Origin of the sequence: Vibrio sp. 10N.222.47.A9 (assembly GCF_963872585.1) — a bacterium.
Classification (GTDB): Bacteria; Pseudomonadota; Gammaproteobacteria; order Enterobacterales; family Vibrionaceae; genus Vibrio; species Vibrio splendidus.
Map to the genome: position 1 here is coordinate 59,088 of NZ_CAWNBB010000036.1, position 16,891 is coordinate 75,978.

At 44.6% G+C, this 16,891-nt stretch carries 14 protein-coding genes and 2 tRNA genes; 15 read left to right on the forward strand and 1 reads right to left on the reverse strand.

Annotated features, from left to right (window positions below):
- Positions 1-25: 25 nt before the first annotated feature.
- The gene (gene yhbY / locus AACT19_RS10800; protein ID WP_004734509.1) at positions 26-322 is read right to left on the reverse strand and encodes a ribosome assembly RNA-binding protein YhbY; all 297 of its coding nucleotides are present in this window, start codon (positions 320-322) and stop codon (positions 26-28) included.
- A gap of 114 nt (positions 323-436) precedes the next feature.
- Between yhbY and rlmE the strand changes: the two genes are divergently transcribed.
- The 15 genes from rlmE (at position 437) to nlpI (ending at position 16,789) form a co-directional block, all read left to right on the forward strand.
- Positions 437-1,066, forward strand: a complete 630-nt coding sequence (rlmE, locus tag AACT19_RS10805; RefSeq protein ID WP_004734508.1) for a 23S rRNA (uridine(2552)-2'-O)-methyltransferase RlmE — start codon at positions 437-439, stop codon at positions 1,064-1,066.
- A gap of 107 nt (positions 1,067-1,173) precedes the next feature.
- Positions 1,174-3,150, forward strand: a complete 1,977-nt coding sequence (gene ftsH / locus AACT19_RS10810) for an ATP-dependent zinc metalloprotease FtsH (RefSeq protein WP_029222733.1) — start codon at positions 1,174-1,176, stop codon at positions 3,148-3,150.
- A 90-nt stretch (positions 3,151-3,240) separates the two neighbouring features.
- A complete protein-coding gene (folP, locus tag AACT19_RS10815; protein WP_076646279.1) occupies positions 3,241-4,071 on the forward strand; it encodes a dihydropteroate synthase in 831 nt (276 codons plus the stop codon).
- Between the two features lie 21 nt (positions 4,072-4,092).
- A complete protein-coding gene (gene glmM, locus AACT19_RS10820; protein ID WP_017087432.1) occupies positions 4,093-5,433 on the forward strand; it encodes a phosphoglucosamine mutase in 1,341 nt (446 codons plus the stop codon).
- Between the two features lie 326 nt (positions 5,434-5,759).
- Entirely contained in the window at positions 5,760-6,092 is a 333-nt protein-coding gene (gene secG, locus AACT19_RS10825) for a preprotein translocase subunit SecG (protein WP_004734504.1), read from the forward strand.
- A 16-nt stretch (positions 6,093-6,108) separates the two neighbouring features.
- Positions 6,109-6,193, forward strand: a tRNA-Leu gene (locus tag AACT19_RS10830).
- A 53-nt stretch (positions 6,194-6,246) separates the two neighbouring features.
- Positions 6,247-6,323 (forward strand) — tRNA-Met (locus AACT19_RS10835).
- Positions 6,324-6,560: 237 nt separating this feature from the next.
- Positions 6,561-7,016, forward strand: coding sequence for a ribosome maturation factor RimP (rimP, locus tag AACT19_RS10840; RefSeq protein ID WP_004734501.1), 456 nt, complete (start codon positions 6,561-6,563; stop codon positions 7,014-7,016).
- 35 nt (positions 7,017-7,051) lie between these two features.
- Complete coding sequence (nusA, locus tag AACT19_RS10845) at positions 7,052-8,539, forward strand: transcription termination factor NusA (protein ID WP_004734499.1); 1,488 nt, start codon at positions 7,052-7,054, stop codon at positions 8,537-8,539.
- 22 nt (positions 8,540-8,561) lie between these two features.
- Entirely contained in the window at positions 8,562-11,252 is a 2,691-nt protein-coding gene (gene infB, locus AACT19_RS10850; protein ID WP_004734497.1) for a translation initiation factor IF-2, read from the forward strand.
- A gap of 134 nt (positions 11,253-11,386) precedes the next feature.
- Positions 11,387-11,800, forward strand: a complete 414-nt coding sequence (gene rbfA / locus AACT19_RS10855) for a 30S ribosome-binding factor RbfA (protein WP_004734495.1) — start codon at positions 11,387-11,389, stop codon at positions 11,798-11,800.
- On the forward strand, positions 11,800-12,753 hold the full coding sequence (truB, locus tag AACT19_RS10860; RefSeq protein ID WP_076646281.1) for a tRNA pseudouridine(55) synthase TruB: 954 nt from the start codon (positions 11,800-11,802) through the stop codon (positions 12,751-12,753). The genes rbfA and truB overlap by 1 nt, the downstream gene beginning before the upstream one ends.
- Before the next feature lie 218 nt (positions 12,754-12,971).
- Positions 12,972-13,241 carry a 30S ribosomal protein S15 gene (gene rpsO / locus AACT19_RS10865; RefSeq protein ID WP_004734493.1) on the forward strand — a complete coding sequence of 90 codons (270 nt, stop codon included), beginning with the start codon at positions 12,972-12,974 and terminating at the stop codon, positions 13,239-13,241.
- Positions 13,242-13,620: 379 nt separating this feature from the next.
- A complete protein-coding gene (gene pnp, locus AACT19_RS10870; RefSeq protein ID WP_004734492.1) occupies positions 13,621-15,741 on the forward strand; it encodes a polyribonucleotide nucleotidyltransferase in 2,121 nt (706 codons plus the stop codon).
- A 124-nt stretch (positions 15,742-15,865) separates the two neighbouring features.
- The gene (gene nlpI, locus AACT19_RS10875) at positions 15,866-16,789 is read left to right on the forward strand and encodes a lipoprotein NlpI (protein WP_004734491.1); all 924 of its coding nucleotides are present in this window, start codon (positions 15,866-15,868) and stop codon (positions 16,787-16,789) included.
- The last annotated feature ends 102 nt before the right edge of the window (positions 16,790-16,891 follow it).

Below are 16,891 nucleotides of genomic sequence, written 5' to 3' on the forward strand. Positions count from 1 at the left end.
GGAGCTAGCTTGATGTCAAACTAGCTTATTTGCGTGGAATCTCGATTTTACGTGCTTCTGACTGACGGAACAGTACTAGAACTTTACCGATAGTCTGTACTTTCTCAGCTTTAGATTCACGTACAATTGCATCGATAATCAGTTGCTTAGTCTCACGGTCTTCTGATGCAACTTTAATCTTGATCAGTTCGTGGTGGTCTAGAGCCAATTCGATTTCCGCTAGAACAGCTTCAGTAAGTCCATTTGCGCCCATTAGCACTACAGGTTTTAAACTGTGAGCTAGGCCCTTTAGATGCTGCTTTTGTTTGGTACTTAGGTTCATTACGCGGCCAATTTTATTTAGTATTAGGGTTGAAAAAACCTATTTTAACGCCATCTAAAGCTGAAGACTATAATTTATTCAGCAATTAGTACTTTCCTCCAATTTAGGTATCCAATGAGCAAACAGAAACACTCGGCCAGTTCAGGCCGTTGGTTGAAGGAACACTTCGACGACAAGTATGCAAATGAAGCAAGAAAAAGAGGCTATCGTTCGCGTGCTTATTTCAAAATGGAAGAGATTCAAACGAAAGATAAATTGCTGACTCCTGGGATGACCATTGTGGATTTGGGCGCAGCGCCTGGCGGTTGGTCTCAATATGCTGCTAAGATTATCGGAGACAACGGTCAAATCATCGCTTGTGACTTGCTACCTATGGATCCGATTGCTGGAGTGAGCTTTTTACAAGGTGATTTCCGCGAAGAAGCTGTGCTAGATGCCTTGTTGGAACGTATACAACCAAACATGGTTGATGTCGTGATGTCTGATATGGCACCTAATATAGCAGGCAACAATTCTGTGGATCAGCCAAGAGCTATGTATTTAGTTGAATTAGCTTTGGATATGTGTCGACAAGTTCTAGCTACCAATGGTAGTTTTGTTGTAAAAGTATTCCAAGGCGAAGGGTTTGACCAATATGTTAAGGACGTCCGTGAGATGTTTAAAACAGTCAAAGTGAGAAAACCCGACTCTTCTCGAGCTCGATCTCGTGAAGTGTTTATCGTAGCAACTGGTTACAAAGGTTAACGATTCTCTTCCAAGAGTGAGAGTTAACAACATGGCTACAGGTTACAAACTGTAGTACCCTACCTTTAATTACAATTAGTTATCGAGAGGCTTACACCTTGAGTGACATGGCAAAAAATTTAATTCTGTGGCTTGTTATCGCGGTTGTGTTGATGTCGGTCTTCCAGAGCTTTGGCCCTGGGGAAAGTAACGGCAGAGCAGTAGATTACACCACGTTTGTACAGGAAGTTGGCCAAGGCCAGATTCAAGACGCACAGTTCAATAACAGCGAAATTACTTTCACACGTCGTGGCGGTGGTTCTAAGTATGTAACTTACATGCCTGTTTATGATCAAAAGCTACTTGATGACTTAATTAATCAAAACGTAAAAGTTCAGGGTACACCACCTGAAGAGCAGAGCCTGCTTGGCACTATCTTCATCTCTTGGTTCCCAATGATCTTACTGATTGGTGTGTGGATTTTCTTCATGCGTCAAATGCAAGGCGGCGGCGGCGGTAAAGGCGCGATGTCTTTCGGTAAGAGCAAAGCTCGAATGATGAGCGAAGAACAAATCAAAACGATGTTTGCTGATGTTGCTGGTTGTGACGAAGCAAAAGAAGACGTGAAAGAGCTTGTTGATTATCTTCGTGACCCAAGTCGTTTCCAAAAACTGGGTGGTAAGATCCCGACAGGTATCCTGTTGGTTGGTCCTCCTGGTACTGGTAAGACATTGCTTGCAAAAGCAATTGCTGGTGAAGCGAAAGTACCGTTCTTTACTATCTCAGGTTCTGACTTCGTTGAAATGTTTGTTGGTGTCGGTGCATCTCGTGTGCGTGACATGTTCGAACAAGCGAAGAAAGCAGCGCCTTGTATTATCTTTATCGATGAAATCGATGCTGTTGGTCGTCAGCGTGGCGCTGGTGTTGGTGGTGGTCACGATGAGCGTGAACAAACACTAAACCAAATGCTGGTTGAGATGGATGGTTTCGAAGGTAACGAAGGTATTATCGTTATCGCTGCGACTAACCGTCCAGACGTACTTGACCCAGCATTGCTTCGTCCAGGCCGTTTTGACCGTCAAGTAGTGGTTGGTCTACCAGATGTACGTGGTCGTGAACAGATTCTTAAAGTACACATGCGTAAGGTTCCACTATCAGGCGATGTTGAACCATCTCTGATTGCTCGCGGTACACCCGGTTTCTCAGGTGCAGACCTTGCGAACCTTGTGAACGAAGCGGCTCTATTCGCTGCTCGCGGTAACAAACGCAATGTATCGATGGTTGAGTTTGAATTAGCGAAAGACAAAATCATGATGGGTGCTGAGCGCCGTTCAATGGTTCTGACTGAAGAAACGAAAGAATCGACGGCTTACCATGAAGCTGGTCATGCAATTGTTGGTCGTTTAGTGCCTGAGCACGATCCAGTGTACAAAGTATCTATCATCCCTCGTGGTCGAGCGCTTGGTGTTACTATGTATTTACCAGAACAAGATCGTGTAAGTATGAACCGTCAACATCTAGAATCGATGATTTCTAGCCTATACGGTGGTCGTCTTGCTGAGGAATTGATTTACGGTTCAGACAAGGTATCGACAGGTGCATCAAATGATATTGAACGTGCCACTGATATTGCTCGTAAGATGGTGACTCAATGGGGCTTCTCTGAAAAACTAGGCCCTCTTCTTTATGCAGAAGAAGAAGGTGAAGTTTTCTTAGGCCGCGGAATGAGCAAAGCGAAACACGTCTCGGATGAAACCACTCGACTTATCGATGAAGAGATTCGTATCCTAATTGATCGTAATTACGCTCGAGCGAAACAAATACTCGAAGACAATATGGATTTAATGCACTCAATGAAAGATGCATTAATGAAGTATGAAACGATTGATGCGGGTCAAATTGATGATTTGATGGATCGTAAAACCGAGATCCGTGAGCCTGCTGGTTGGGGGGAGCAAGTAAAAGCAGAACCTGAAAAGGAAGAAGCCAAGCCTGAAGCTGAAGTTAAATCTGAAGAACAAGCTAAAGCCGAACCAGAAGCTGAAGAGTCGAAAGTTGAAGAAGTTAAATCTGAATCAGATGATACTCAAAACAAAGATTCTTAATCGCTAAGCTATAAATTAAAACCCTGAGTACGCTCAGGGTTTTTCTGTTTATAGCCTAAAGTGTTTTTTACTCTTTAAGACCTGCCTTTCATGATATTAAAAGCAAATAATAAAACGCTCGTTTTAGATCGCCCACATGTAATGGGTATCCTCAATGTCACGCCTGATTCTTTCTCCGATGGCGGGAAATTCAACTCATTAGACAATGCATTGCTGCAAGCTGAACGAATGATTCAAGCCGGCGTTAGCATTATTGATATTGGTGGTGAATCGACTCGCCCTGGAGCTCCGGACGTTTCCTTAGAGGAAGAGCTCGCTCGAGTTATTCCTGCAATTAAAGCGATTCGTGCCAAGTTTGATGTTTGGATTTCTATTGATACCAGCAAAGCGGAAGTGATGCGCCAAGCTGTTGAAGCGGGTGCTGATTTGATCAATGATGTACGCGCTTTACAAGAGCCAGGTGCCCTACAAGCGGCCGCTGAGGGTAATGTTCCTGTTTGCTTGATGCACATGAAAGGCCAACCAAGAACTATGCAAGCTAGCCCAGTTTACGACGATGTTCTAATGGATGTTGAAGCATTCCTACAAGAAAGAGTGGAAGCTTGTGAGGCTGTAGGAATCTCAAAAGAACAGCTGATTCTGGATCCTGGTTTTGGTTTTGGTAAAACCATTGAACACAATTACCACCTATTAGCGCACCTTGAAAAATTTCATACGCTTGGGTTGCCAGTTTTAGCTGGGATGTCGAGAAAATCGATGATCTTTAAGCTACTGGACAAGGCCCCAGCAGATTGCATGGTAGCCAGTGTCACTTGCGCGACTATCGCAGCAATGAAAGGCGCACAAATTATTCGCGTTCACGATGTTGAAGATACATTGGAAGCGATGAAGATAATCGAAGTGATGAATAACAATCACTAATAATAATTAAGGAAAATCAATATGTCTGATAAAAGACGTTACTTCGGCACAGATGGTGTACGTGGCAAAGTTGGCCAATACCCGATTACACCTGATTTTGTTCTGAAGCTTGGCTGGGCTGCAGGTCGTGTTCTTGCGAAGCAGGGCACCAAGAAAGTGATCATTGGTAAAGATACTCGTATCTCTGGCTATATGCTTGAGTCTGCGTTAGAAGCTGGCCTTGCTGCTGCGGGTCTTCAGGCTACGTTTACTGGCCCAATGCCAACACCTGCTGTTGCTTACTTAACACAAACTTTCCGTGCTGAAGCGGGGATCGTTATCTCGGCATCGCATAACCCTTTCTATGACAACGGCATTAAGTTCTTCTCGTCTGAAGGCACTAAATTGTCGGATGACATTGAGTTGGCTATCGAAGCTGAACTAGATAAAGATATCGAGTGCGTGGAATCTTCTGCATTGGGTAAAGCTGTACGTTTAAATGATGCAGCTGGCCGTTATATCGAATTTTGTAAAAGTACATTCCCACACAAAATGACGTTAGCGGGCATGAAAATTGTGGTGGATTGCGCACATGGTGCGACTTACCACATTGCGCCAGCGGTATTTAAAGAGTTGGGCGCTGAAGTGATTGCAATGGGTGTTGAGCCAAATGGTACTAACATCAACCACGAAGTGGGTGCGACAGATGTGCGTGCTCTACAAGCTAAAGTACTTGAAGAAAAAGCAGCGTTAGGCCTAGGCTTTGATGGTGACGGTGACCGTATCATCATGGTTGATGAGCTAGGTAATAAGGTTGATGGTGACCAAATCGCTTACATCATTGCTCGTGATGCGTTGCGTCGTGGTGAGTTGAAAGGCGGCGTTGTTGGTACGCTAATGACGAACCTTGGTATGGAAAATGGCCTTAAGCAATTAGGTATTCCATTTGTACGTGCTGCTGTTGGTGACCGTTACGTCATGGAGCAACTTCTTGCTAAAGGCTGGAAGATCGGTGCAGAAAATTCGGGTCACGTTATCCTATTGGATAAAGTTACGACAGGTGATGCTATCGTTGCTGCTTTACAAGTATTGGCTTCAGTTGTTGATAGCGAAATGACACTGAATGAACTTTCTCAAGGTATGACATTATATCCTCAAGTTCTAGAAAACGTTCGTTTCAGCGGTGACTCAAATCCACTCGAAGCAGAAGCGGTGAAAGCGGCGGTTGTAGAAGTAGAAGCTGAGCTTGGCGAGAAAGGTCGTGTGCTATTACGTAAGTCTGGCACAGAGCCATTGCTGCGTGTCATGGTTGAAGGCGAAGATGCTGAGCTTGTTCAATCTTCAGCGCTTAAGATCGCTGATGCAGTAAAAGCAAACTGCTAATTTAACCTTTTACTTAACGGGCGCAACGAATAGCGCCTGTGATTAGAAGTGATTGAGTTATATCACGGTCAAAAGATATAACGGTCAAGATATATAACGGTCAAGATATATAACGGTCAAAAGAGACGTAAATGAGTTTCGTGTCGCTTTTGACCTTTTTTTAACCATTCGCTTGGTAAAGGCTTATTTTTTAGCAAATTCCCCTTGTCAGCCATCGTCGCATTCGCTAGTATTGCTCGGCCTTCAGTTAGGAGGTCGCTAGCCTTGTTCTTGAAAATAGTTTTTTGAACGGCGCTGGCTCAACAATTAGGAACATAGGTGGAAAAATGTTTACAGTTCTACTTGTGATTTACCTGTTGGCAGCGCTTGGTGTAATTGGCCTAGTGTTGATTCAACAAGGTAAAGGCGCAGATATGGGAGCCTCTTTCGGTGCTGGCGCTTCAAACACTGTGTTTGGTGCTGGTGGCTCAGGAAATTTCCTTACCCGAATGACTGCAGTTTTTGCAACTACATTTTTTATCCTTAGCTTAGTGCTTGGTAATATGTCTACACATAAAACTGAGTCACAATGGATTGACCCGACTCAAGGTCAGGTAATTCAGCAAGCTGAAGATGCAGTGAGTGAAGTTCCGACGCAAGGCGACGAAATTCCACAATAAGCTGCAAAGATTTGATGCCGAGATGGTGAAATTGGTAGACACGCTAGCATGAGGTGCTAGTGCCTTAGGGTGTGAGGGTTCGAGTCCCTCTCTCGGCACCATGTTTACAAACTTGTAAAACATCTTGTTGGGCGTATAATGCTCACAAGTCGGACGCGGGATGGAGCAGTTTGGTAGCTCGTCGGGCTCATAACCCGAAGGTCGTCGGTTCAAATCCGGCTCCCGCAACCAATTTCAATGCTATTATATAGCTTGTATTGGTAGCAAGTTTGCACAGTGTGAACCTCACTGTGAGTTAAGTGTGATATCGAATGTGATGACACTTAACATATAAGGGTCCAGCAACAAAAACCCCGGCTTATACGGGGTTTTTTGTTATCTAAGCATTTGTAAATGCCTTTAGATGATAATGTTTGCTTGGAATTTAAATTGGGCTTTGAGCCCTTTTTTTGTTTCTGGAGTGGTTAAATGACTGGTTTAGAGAGACAACTTACTGAAATGCTTGACGCTCCAGTAGCAGCATCAGGTTATGAGTTAGTTGGATTAGAATTTATTCGTGCTGGTGAGCACTCAACGCTACGTATTTACATCGATTCACCAAATGGTATCAATGTAGATGATTGCTCTGAGGTTAGTCACCAAGTAAGTGCCGTAATGGACGTTGAAGATCCAATTTCAGTGGCTTATAACCTTGAAGTGTCTTCACCAGGTTTAGAGAGACCACTGTTCAAAGCAGAGCATTACCAACAATTTATTGGTCACGAGGTAAGCATCGTTTTGAAAATGGCTGTCGGCAACCGTCGTAAATGGAAAGGTGATATCCAATCTATCGAAGGCGAGACAGTGAAAGTATTGGTTGAAGGACAAGAAGAAGAATTCGTCCTGAGCAATATTGCGAAAGCTAACCTGATCCCTAAATTTTAGTTCTCCTAGAGAGAAGAGCTTAAGAGGCTAGATTAATGAACAAAGAAATTTTGGCGGTAGTAGAAGCTGTTTCAAATGAGAAAGCAGTTCCTCGTGAGCGTATTTTTGAAGCGCTTGAAATCGCGCTTGCAACGGCAACAAAAAAGAAAAGCGAATTAGAAATTGAAGTTCGTGTAGAAATTGACCGTAAAACGGGTAATTTCGAAACTTTCCGCCGTTGGGAAGCTGTTGAGGAAGTTGAATTCCCAACAAAAGAAATCTCTATTGAAGCTGCAAAGTACGATGATCCAGAGATCGAACTTGGCGGTTTCATTGAAGATGATATCGAATCAGTAACGTTTGACCGTATTACGACTCAAACGGCTAAGCAAGTTATCGTACAGAAAGTACGTGAAGCAGAACGTGCTCAAATCGTTGAACAGTTTATTGACAACGAAGGCGAGCTCGTAACTGGCGCAGTTAAGAAAGTTAACCGTGACACAGTTATTCTAGACCTCGGTAACAACGCTGAAGCGGTAATCCTTCGTGACGACCAACTTCCTCGTGAAAACTTCCGTCCAGGTGACCGTGTTCGTGGTCTTCTTTACGCAGTTAAACCAGAAGCTCGAGGTTTCCAGCTTTTCGTTACTCGTTCGAAGCCAGAAATGCTAGCTGAACTATTCCGCGTTGAAGTGCCTGAGATTGGTGAAGAGCTAATTGAACTTAAAGGTGCTGCACGTGACGCTGGTTCTCGTGCTAAAATCGCTGTGAAAACAAACGACAAACGTATTGACCCTGTTGGTGCGTGTGTTGGTATGCGTGGTGCACGTGTACAAGCTGTTTCTAATGATCTTGGCGGTGAGCGTATCGATATCGTTCTTTGGGACGATAACCCAGCTCAGTTCGTTATTAACGCAATGGCGCCTGCTGATGTTGCTTCAATCATCGTTGATGAAGATGCACACTCTATGGATATCGCTGTTGAAGCCGATAACCTGGCACAAGCGATTGGCCGTAGCGGTCAAAACGTACGTCTAGCTTCTCAACTAACGGGTTGGGAACTGAATGTAATGACTGTTGCTGATCTAGAGAAGAAGCACCAAGAAGAAGCCGTTGCTTCTATTGAAAACTTCATGAAGCACCTAGACATTGAAGAAGACTTTGCTCAAATGCTTGTTGAAGAAGGCTTCTCTACACTTGAAGAAGTGGCATACGTTCCTGTGAACGAGCTTCTTGAAGTCGACGGTCTAGACGAAGGTATCGTTGAAGAACTGCGTAACCGCGCGAAAGACGCACTGACTACTCTAGCGCTAGCGAAAGAAGAGACTTTCGACGGTGTTGAGCCTGCTGAAGACTTACTTGCACTTGAAGGTCTTGAGCGTGAAATGGCTTACAAGCTAGCAGCAAAAGGCGTTGCGACATTGGAAGACCTAGCTGACCAAGGCGTTGATGAACTAGAAGGCATCGAAGACCTAACTGCAGAGCGAGCAGGCGAGCTGATTATGGCTGCGCGTAACATCTGTTGGTTCGGCGACGAAGAATAATTCAGCAAGGAGAGAAAGCGGTATGACACAATTAACAGTTAAAGCACTGAGTGAAGAGATTGGTACGCCAGTTGACCGCTTAATTGAACAACTTGCTGATGCAGGAATGAAGAAAGCAGGGTCGGATCAAGTGACTGATTCAGAGAAGCAAACATTGCTAACGCACCTTAAAAAGGAGCATGGCGATACTTCTGGCGAAACAGAACCGACTCGTTTAACTCTTCAACGCAAGACCCGCAGCACGCTAAGTGTTGCTGCTGGAGGCGGTAAGAGTAAGGATGTTCAAGTAGAGGTACGTAAAAAGCGTACTTACGTGAAGCGCAGCACTATTGAAGATGAAGCGAAACGTGAAGCTGAGGAAGTAGCTAATCGTGAAGTGGAAGAGAAAGCACAACGCGATGCTGAAGAGCAAGCGAAACGTGATGCTGCAGAGAAAGCACAGCGCGAAGCCGAAGAAAAAGTAACACGTGAAGCGGATGCAAAACGTGATTCTGAAGAGAAGGCTCAACGCGCACAAGCTGAAAAGGCTAAAAAAGACATGAATTCAAAAAATGCAGACGCTAACGCACAAGCGAAAAAAGAAGCGGATGAACTTAAAACTCGTCAAGAGCAAGAAGCAACTCGTAAAGCCGAAGCTGAAGCAGCTAAGCTTGTTGAAGAAGCTCGTAAGTTAGCAGAAGAGAACCAAGAACGTTGGTCTGAAGAAGAGAAGAAGAAGAAAGAGCAAGAGAAATCTGCGGATTACCATGTGACTACTTCTACTTATGCTCGTGAAGCAGAAGATGCGGCTGATAAAAAAGATGAGAAAGCTCCTCGTCGTCGCAAGAAGAAACCTGCTCCAGCAGCTCAACCTGGCAACAACCGTGGTGGTCGTAACCAACGTGGTCGTGGCGGTAAAGGTAAGCTTGCTAAACCAACTTCAATGCAGCAAGGCTTCGATAAGTCAGCAACTGTTGCTAAATCTGATGTTGCTATTGGCGAAACTATCGTTGTTTCTGAACTGGCTAGCAAAATGTCAGTTAAAGCAACTGAAGTTATCAAAGTAATGATGAAGATGGGCGCTATGGCGACTATCAACCAAGTGATCGACCAAGAAACAGCACAACTTGTTGCTGAAGAAATGGGTCACAAGGTTATCCTACGTAAAGAAAACGAACTAGAAGAAGCAGTGCTAGCTGACCGCGATAGCGATGCTGTCGCAGAAGGCCGTGCTCCTGTTGTTACTATCATGGGTCACGTTGACCACGGTAAAACTTCTACACTTGATTACATTCGTAAAGCACACGTTGCGTCTGGCGAAGCTGGCGGTATCACACAGCACATTGGTGCTTACCACGTAGATACTGACAACGGCATGATCACGTTCCTTGATACTCCTGGACACGCGGCGTTTACAGCTATGCGTGCTCGTGGTGCTCAAGCGACAGATATCGTTGTACTTGTTGTTGCCGCTGATGATGGCGTAATGCCACAAACAATCGAAGCTATCCAGCACGCGAAAGCGGCAGGTGTTCCTCTGATTGTTGCTGTGAACAAGATCGACAAAGAGGGTGCAAACCCAGACAACGTTAAGAATGAGCTAGCTCAATACGACGTTATCCCTGAAGAATGGGGCGGTGAGAACATCTTCGTTCACATCTCTGCAAAACAGGGTACAAACATCGATGGTCTTCTAGAAGCTATCCTTCTTCAGTCTGAAGTTCTTGAACTTACAGCAGTTAAAGAAGGCATGGCATCTGGTGTTGTTGTTGAATCTCGTCTTGATAAAGGCCGCGGTCCAGTTGCAACAGTACTAGTACAGTCTGGTACTCTTAACAAAGGTGATATCGTTCTTTGTGGTCAAGAGTACGGCCGTGTTCGTGCAATGCGCGATGAAAACGGTAAAGACATCGAAACTGCAGGTCCATCTATCCCTGTAGAAATTCTAGGTCTTTCTGGCGTTCCTGCTTCAGGTGATGAAGCAACGGTTGTACGTGATGAGCGTAAAGCGCGTGAAGTTGCGAACTACCGTCAAGGTAAATTCCGTGATGTTAAACTAGCTCGCCAACAAAAAGCGAAACTAGAGAACATGTTCGCGAACATGACGGCTGGTGAAGTTGCTGAACTTAACGTTGTACTTAAAGCTGACGTTCAAGGTTCTGTAGAAGCAATTGCTGACTCTCTACTGAAACTGTCAACTGACGAAGTTAAAGTTAACATCGTAGGTTCTGGTGTTGGTGGTATTACGGAAACTGATGCAACTCTTGCAGCTGCTTCTAACGCTATCATCCTTGGTTTCAACGTTCGTGCTGACGCAACTGCGCGTGGTACTGTTCAGAATGAAAACCTAGATCTACGTTACTACTCAATCATTTACCAACTGATCGACGAAGTGAAACAGGCGATGGGCGGTATGCTTGCTCCTGAATTCCGTCAAGAGATCATTGGTCTTGCTCAAGTTCGTGACGTATTTAAGTCGCCTAAACTTGGTGCAATCGCTGGTTGTATCGTTACTGAAGGTACGATTAAGCGTAGCAGCCCAATCCGCGTACTTCGCGAAAACGTTGTTATCTACGAAGGTGAACTAGAGTCACTTCGTCGCTTTAAAGATGACGTTCAAGAAGTTAAAAATGGTTACGAGTGTGGTATCGGCGTTAAGAACTACAACGACGTTCGCGTTGGTGACCAGATCGAAGTATTCGAAATTGTTGAAGTTAAACGTACTCTAGACTAACCAGTCAGTACGACTCGACATATTGACTAAGGTTACTAACATTACCTGTAAAGGTAATAAGTAATCGGTTGTTGAATACACCATGGGGGGCTGGTAATTACCAAGCCCCCCATCTTTCTAAGTGAGAAAAGAAAATGTCAAAAGAATTTAGCCGCACACAACGTGTGTCTCAGCAGCTTCAAAAAGAGCTCGCACTTATCCTCCAACGTGAAGTTCGTGACTCACGCATTGGTATGGTAACTATTTCAGATGTAGAAGTGTCTCGTGACCTTGCATACGCAAAAGTGTTCGTGACTTTCCTATGTATCGGTGAGCAAACACCTGAATCATGTCTTGCTGCTCTTAAAGAGCATGAAGTGCCAGTTCGTATGGCTCTTGGCAAGCGTATTCGTCACCGTCTAACACCTGAAGTTCGTTTTACTTACGACAACACATTGGTAGAAGGCATGCGTATGTCTAACCTAGTAAGTGAAGTACTGAACGATGACAAACGTAAGCAAGAAGAATCTGGCCGCACTGACGAAACTCAGTCTAAGGATGAAGAGTAATGGCTCGCCGTCGTAAAGGTCGCCCTATAAATGGGGTAATTCTGTTAGATAAGCCAACAGGCATTTCATCTAATGATGCACTGCAAAAAGTAAAGCGTATTTACTTTGCAGAGAAGGCAGGGCACACCGGTGCTCTGGATCCTCTTGCGACTGGCATGCTGCCAATTTGTCTTGGTGAAGCAACGAAGTTCTCTCAGTTTCTTCTAGATTCTGATAAGCGCTACGTTGTTGTCGCGAAGCTTGGTGAGCGTACCAACACCTCAGATTCTGATGGTGAAGTGGTTGAAACGCGTGAAATTAACGTGAATCAAGAGCAACTTGAACGCTGCATTGCAAGCTTCAAAGGTGAAACCGACCAGATTCCATCAATGTTCTCAGCATTGAAGTATCAAGGTAAGCCTTTGTATGAATATGCACGTGCAGGTATCGAGGTGCCTCGTGAGTCTCGCAAGATCACTGTGTATTCTATTGAGCTACTTCGCTTTGAAGGTGATGAAGTTGAGATGGAAGTGCATTGTTCTAAAGGTACTTACATCCGCACAATTACCGACGATCTTGGTGAAATGCTAGGTTGTGGTGCTCACGTGACAATGCTTCGTCGCACTGGTGTGGCAAAGTATCCGTATGAACACATGGTTACGCTAGAGCAGCTGAACGAAATTTTAGAGCAAGCGCAAGCACAAGAAATTGCTCCTAAAGAGTTGCTTGATCCATTGTTAATGCCAATGGACACCGCTGTAGAAGACTTACCTGAAGTTAACTTGAATGCGGAACTGACTGATCTTGTTCAGCACGGTATGCCCGTTCAAGTCGCAGGCGCTCCTGCTGAAGGTACCGTTCGTATGACAAGCGGTGAAGAGAAGCTGTTTGTTGGCGTTGCTCAAATTGCTGAAGATGGCCGAGTTGCACCTAAGCGTTTGGTTGTTTTCAGAGATGAAGAGCCACAAGCGTAACGCTGAAACCTAATTAGGTATTGGCGCTTAGCCTGGAAAAGCGAATCAATAATACAGAAAGCGAGCCCTTAATTTTAATGGTTCGCTTTTTTCGTTTTTCATGAGTTCGATTGTTATTGCACCAACTCGTAAACTTCCCTATAATCCTCGGCTCGCGTAGCGGCTGAATCAGAGATTGGCTGCTACAAATATAAACTTACTCTTATCAGGAGAGATTTATGTCTCTGAATGCAGAAACTAAAGCAGCAATCGTTGCAGAATACGCACAATCTGAAGGCGACACAGGTTCACCAGAAGTACAAGTAGCACTACTTACTGCTTCTATCAACCACCTACAAGGTCACTTCAAAGCGCACAAACACGATCACCACAGCCGTCGTGGTCTATTACGTATGGTTTCTAGCCGTCGTAAGCTTCTTGATTACTTGAAAGGCAAAAACCTTACTCGTTACCAAGATCTAATCAAGCGTCTAGGCCTACGTCGCTAATAGCGATGTCTGCAAAGACAGTTTGAAGAAAAGGAGCATTTATGCTCCTTTTTTTGTGCCTGTAAGAAAATGTTTGGCCGGATGCACAGAATATCATCTGGCTTTTTCTGATAGGAAATATCTCTCCTAATAAAAATAGTTTATACTACGCCCGCCTATGCGTTTTCAACGCTGGGCAATCAACCTCTCAAGACGTTACAGTCACAGATGTCGGCCAATAGGTCGCGACTATTCAAAGGCGGATTTGGTCTTAATTCGGCGTATGAACTCATACAAAGAAGCATCATTCCCAAGTCTCTTTTCACTAGTCGCGATTGGTAATATCTTGAGTCATTCTTCACTTAATCTAAAGTTATGACTTTAGAGCTAAGGATATACAATGTTTGAAAAACCAGTTGTAAAATCGTTCCAGTACGGTAACCACACCGTTACTCTAGAAACGGGCGTAATGGCACGTCAAGCTACTGCTGCTGTAATGGCGACTATGGACGATACATCAGTATTCGTTTCTGTTGTTGCTAAAAAAGAAGCTGTTGCGGGTCAAGATTTCTTCCCTCTAACAGTTAACTACCAAGAGCGTACATACGCTGCGGGTAAAATCCCTGGTGGTTTCTTCAAGCGTGAAGGTCGTCCTTCTGAAGGCGAAACGCTAACAGCTCGTCTGATTGACCGTCCAATTCGTCCACTTTTCCCAAGTGCGTTTAAAAACGAAGTTCAAGTTATCGCTACGGTTGTTTCTATCAACCCTGACGTAAACCCAGACATGATCACTATGATCGCAACGTCTGCTGCACTTGCTATCTCTGGTGCACCATTCAATGGTCCTATCGGTGCTGCACGTGTTGGTCACATCGACGGTGAACTTGTTCTTAACCCATCAAATACTGAGCTTGAAAACTCTAAACTAGACCTAGTTGTGTCTGGTACAGAAGGCGCAGTACTAATGGTTGAATCTGAAGCAGATAACCTATCTGAAGAAGAAATGCTTTCAGCTGTTGTTTACGGTCACGACCAACAACAAGTTGTAATCAAAGCAATCAACGAGTTTGCTGCTGAAGTTGCAACTCCATCTTGGAACTGGGAAGCGCCAGCAGTTAACACTGAGCTTAAAGCTAAAGTTGCTGAGCAAGCTGAAACACGTCTATCTGACGCGTACCAGATCACTGAGAAAATGGCGCGTTACGAGCAAGTTGGCGCAATCAAGAGCGACACTGTTGAAGCTCTAATTGCACAAGACGAAAACCTAGATGAGCGCGAAATCCGCGGCATGCTTGGTTCTCTAGAGAAAAACGTAGTACGTAGCCGCATCATTGCTGGCAACCCACGTATCGATGGCCGTGAAAAAGACATGGTTCGTGCGCTAGACGTACGTACTGGTGTTCTTCCACGTACACACGGTTCTTCTCTATTCACTCGTGGTGAAACTCAAGCACTTGTTACTGCAACGCTTGGTACACAACGTGATGCTCAAATCATCGACAGCCTAATGGGTGAGAAGAAAGATAACTTCCTTCTACACTACAACTTCCCTCCATACTGTGTAGGTGAAACTGGTTTCGTTGGTTCTCCTAAGCGTCGTGAAATTGGTCACGGTAAGCTTGCTAAACGTGGTATCCAAGCAGTAATGCCTTCTGTTGACGAATTCCCATACACAGTTCGTGTTGTATCGGAAATCACAGAATCTAACGGTTCTTCTTCAATGGCTTCTGTATGTGGTACATCTCTAGCACTTATGGATGCTGGTGTTCCAATCAAAGCTTCTGTTGCGGGTATCGCAATGGGTCTTGTTAAAGAAGGCGACGATTTCGTTGTTCTTTCTGACATCCTTGGCGACGAAGATCACCTAGGTGACATGGACTTTAAAGTAGCAGGTACTAACGCTGGTATCACTGCACTTCAAATGGATATCAAGATCGAAGGTATCACTAAAGAGATCATGCAAATTGCTCTTAACCAAGCGCAAGGTGCACGTAAGCACATCCTTTCTGTAATGGATGAAGCTATCTCTGGTGCTCGTGAAGATATCTCTGAATTCGCTCCACGTATCCACACAATGAAAATCAGCTCTGATAAGATCAAAGATGTTATCGGTAAAGGCGGCGCAGTTATCCGTGCTCTTTGTGAAGAAACAGGTACTACAATCGAAATCGAAGACGATGGCACAATCAAGATTGCTGCTACTGAAGGCGCAGCTGCTCAAGAAGCTATCCGTCGTATCGAAGAGATCACGGCTGAAGTTGAAGTTGGCCGCATTTACCAAGGTAAAGTTGCTCGTCTAGCTGACTTCGGTGCATTCGTTACTATCCTTCCAGGTAAAGATGGTCTAGTACACATCTCTCAAATCGCTGACAAGCGTGTTGAGAAAGTGTCTGACTACCTAACTGAAGGTCAAGAAGTTCCTGTTAAGGTTCTTGAAATTGACCGTCAAGGCCGTGTACGTCTGAGCATGAAAGAAGCAGTTGAAACGCCAGCTGAAGGCGAAGCACCTGCTGCTGAGTAATTCTTAGCCTATTAATGGGACTATCGCTTTTTAGTGATTTCTAACCCATTGGTAAAAAAGCATGTTATAAAGGGGAGCATATCGCTCCCCTTTTTTATTGCGGTCATAACAGGAGTAATTATTTGTGAAATGGTTTCAAACCGCGAGTATGTGTTTACTGCTTGTACTAACTGGTTGTGCGACAACATCAGATAACACCTCACGTTGGGTTTATCCACCAATGGCTGTACCGCTTCAACCAAGTGTTCAGCAAGAAGTGCAAATAGCGCGCCTTAGTCAGTTATTACAGCGCCCAGATTTGAACGATGAAGTTCGAGCTAAAATGTTGTTCGAGCGTGGTAATTACTACGACAGCGTTGGCCTGCGTGATTTAGCACGTCTTGATTTCAATCAGTCTCTTTCATTGAACCCCGCTCAACCTGATATCTTCAACCTTTTGGGTGTTTACTTTACGCAAGTAGGGGAGTTTGATGCCGCTTATGAATCTTTTGATTCTACGTTAGAGCTTGATCCTGCAAACTCATATGCAGAACGAAATCGCTCTATAGCACTCTACTATGGCGAGCGCTATGACTTAGCCAATGAAGAGATGATGAAGCACTACGCCGATGATCCTAGCGATCCGTTTCGCGCTCTGTGGCTTTACATCATTCAGCATGAACTCACGCCAGAACAAGCAAAGCTTGATCTTCAAAAGCGTTACGAGAGCCGTGACGAACAGTGGGGTTGGGTATTAGTTGCGATCATGCTTGATGATATTACCGAAGAGCAGGCTTTCAAAGCTATCCTTACGGGGACTCGCGACAACACGCTCCTAGCCCAACGTCTGACTGAAACGTACTTCTACCTTGCTAAGCGTCACCACATGAATGGTGATTACGCGAATGCGATCTCTTTGTACAAGTTAGCGGTTTCTTTTAACGTGTATGAATACGTAGAACACCGTTACTCTTTCTTAGAGTTAAGCCGTATCTTCACTACGCTTAAAGCCGAGCATTTAGCGCAAGTTAAGTTGGCTGAGGCCGAAGAAGAAGCTAACGCTAAGTAAGCGATACATTTTGATTCCGAAAAGCCGCTGCCTGTCAGCGGTTTTTTTATGCTCCTTTTTTATGCTCCTTTTTATAAACAAGGGGGGGGGGGGGGGGGGGGG

What these genes read in the sequence shown, in the direction of transcription:
- yhbY (WP_004734509.1), bottom strand. Translation starts at nt 322, where the DNA reads ATGAACCTAAGTACCAAACAAAAGCAGCATCTAAAGGGCCTAGCTCAC.
- rlmE (WP_004734508.1), top strand. Translation starts at nt 437, where the DNA reads ATGAGCAAACAGAAACACTCGGCCAGTTCAGGCCGTTGGTTGAAGGAA.
- ftsH (WP_029222733.1), top strand. Translation starts at nt 1,174, where the DNA reads ATGGCAAAAAATTTAATTCTGTGGCTTGTTATCGCGGTTGTGTTGATG.
- folP (WP_076646279.1), top strand. Translation starts at nt 3,241, where the DNA reads ATGATATTAAAAGCAAATAATAAAACGCTCGTTTTAGATCGCCCACAT.
- glmM (WP_017087432.1), top strand. Translation starts at nt 4,093, where the DNA reads ATGTCTGATAAAAGACGTTACTTCGGCACAGATGGTGTACGTGGCAAA.
- secG (WP_004734504.1), top strand. Translation starts at nt 5,760, where the DNA reads ATGTTTACAGTTCTACTTGTGATTTACCTGTTGGCAGCGCTTGGTGTA.
- rimP (WP_004734501.1), top strand. Translation starts at nt 6,561, where the DNA reads ATGACTGGTTTAGAGAGACAACTTACTGAAATGCTTGACGCTCCAGTA.
- nusA (WP_004734499.1), top strand. Translation starts at nt 7,052, where the DNA reads ATGAACAAAGAAATTTTGGCGGTAGTAGAAGCTGTTTCAAATGAGAAA.
- infB (WP_004734497.1), top strand. Translation starts at nt 8,562, where the DNA reads ATGACACAATTAACAGTTAAAGCACTGAGTGAAGAGATTGGTACGCCA.
- rbfA (WP_004734495.1), top strand. Translation starts at nt 11,387, where the DNA reads ATGTCAAAAGAATTTAGCCGCACACAACGTGTGTCTCAGCAGCTTCAA.
- truB (WP_076646281.1), top strand. Translation starts at nt 11,800, where the DNA reads ATGGCTCGCCGTCGTAAAGGTCGCCCTATAAATGGGGTAATTCTGTTA.
- rpsO (WP_004734493.1), top strand. Translation starts at nt 12,972, where the DNA reads ATGTCTCTGAATGCAGAAACTAAAGCAGCAATCGTTGCAGAATACGCA.
- pnp (WP_004734492.1), top strand. Translation starts at nt 13,621, where the DNA reads ATGTTTGAAAAACCAGTTGTAAAATCGTTCCAGTACGGTAACCACACC.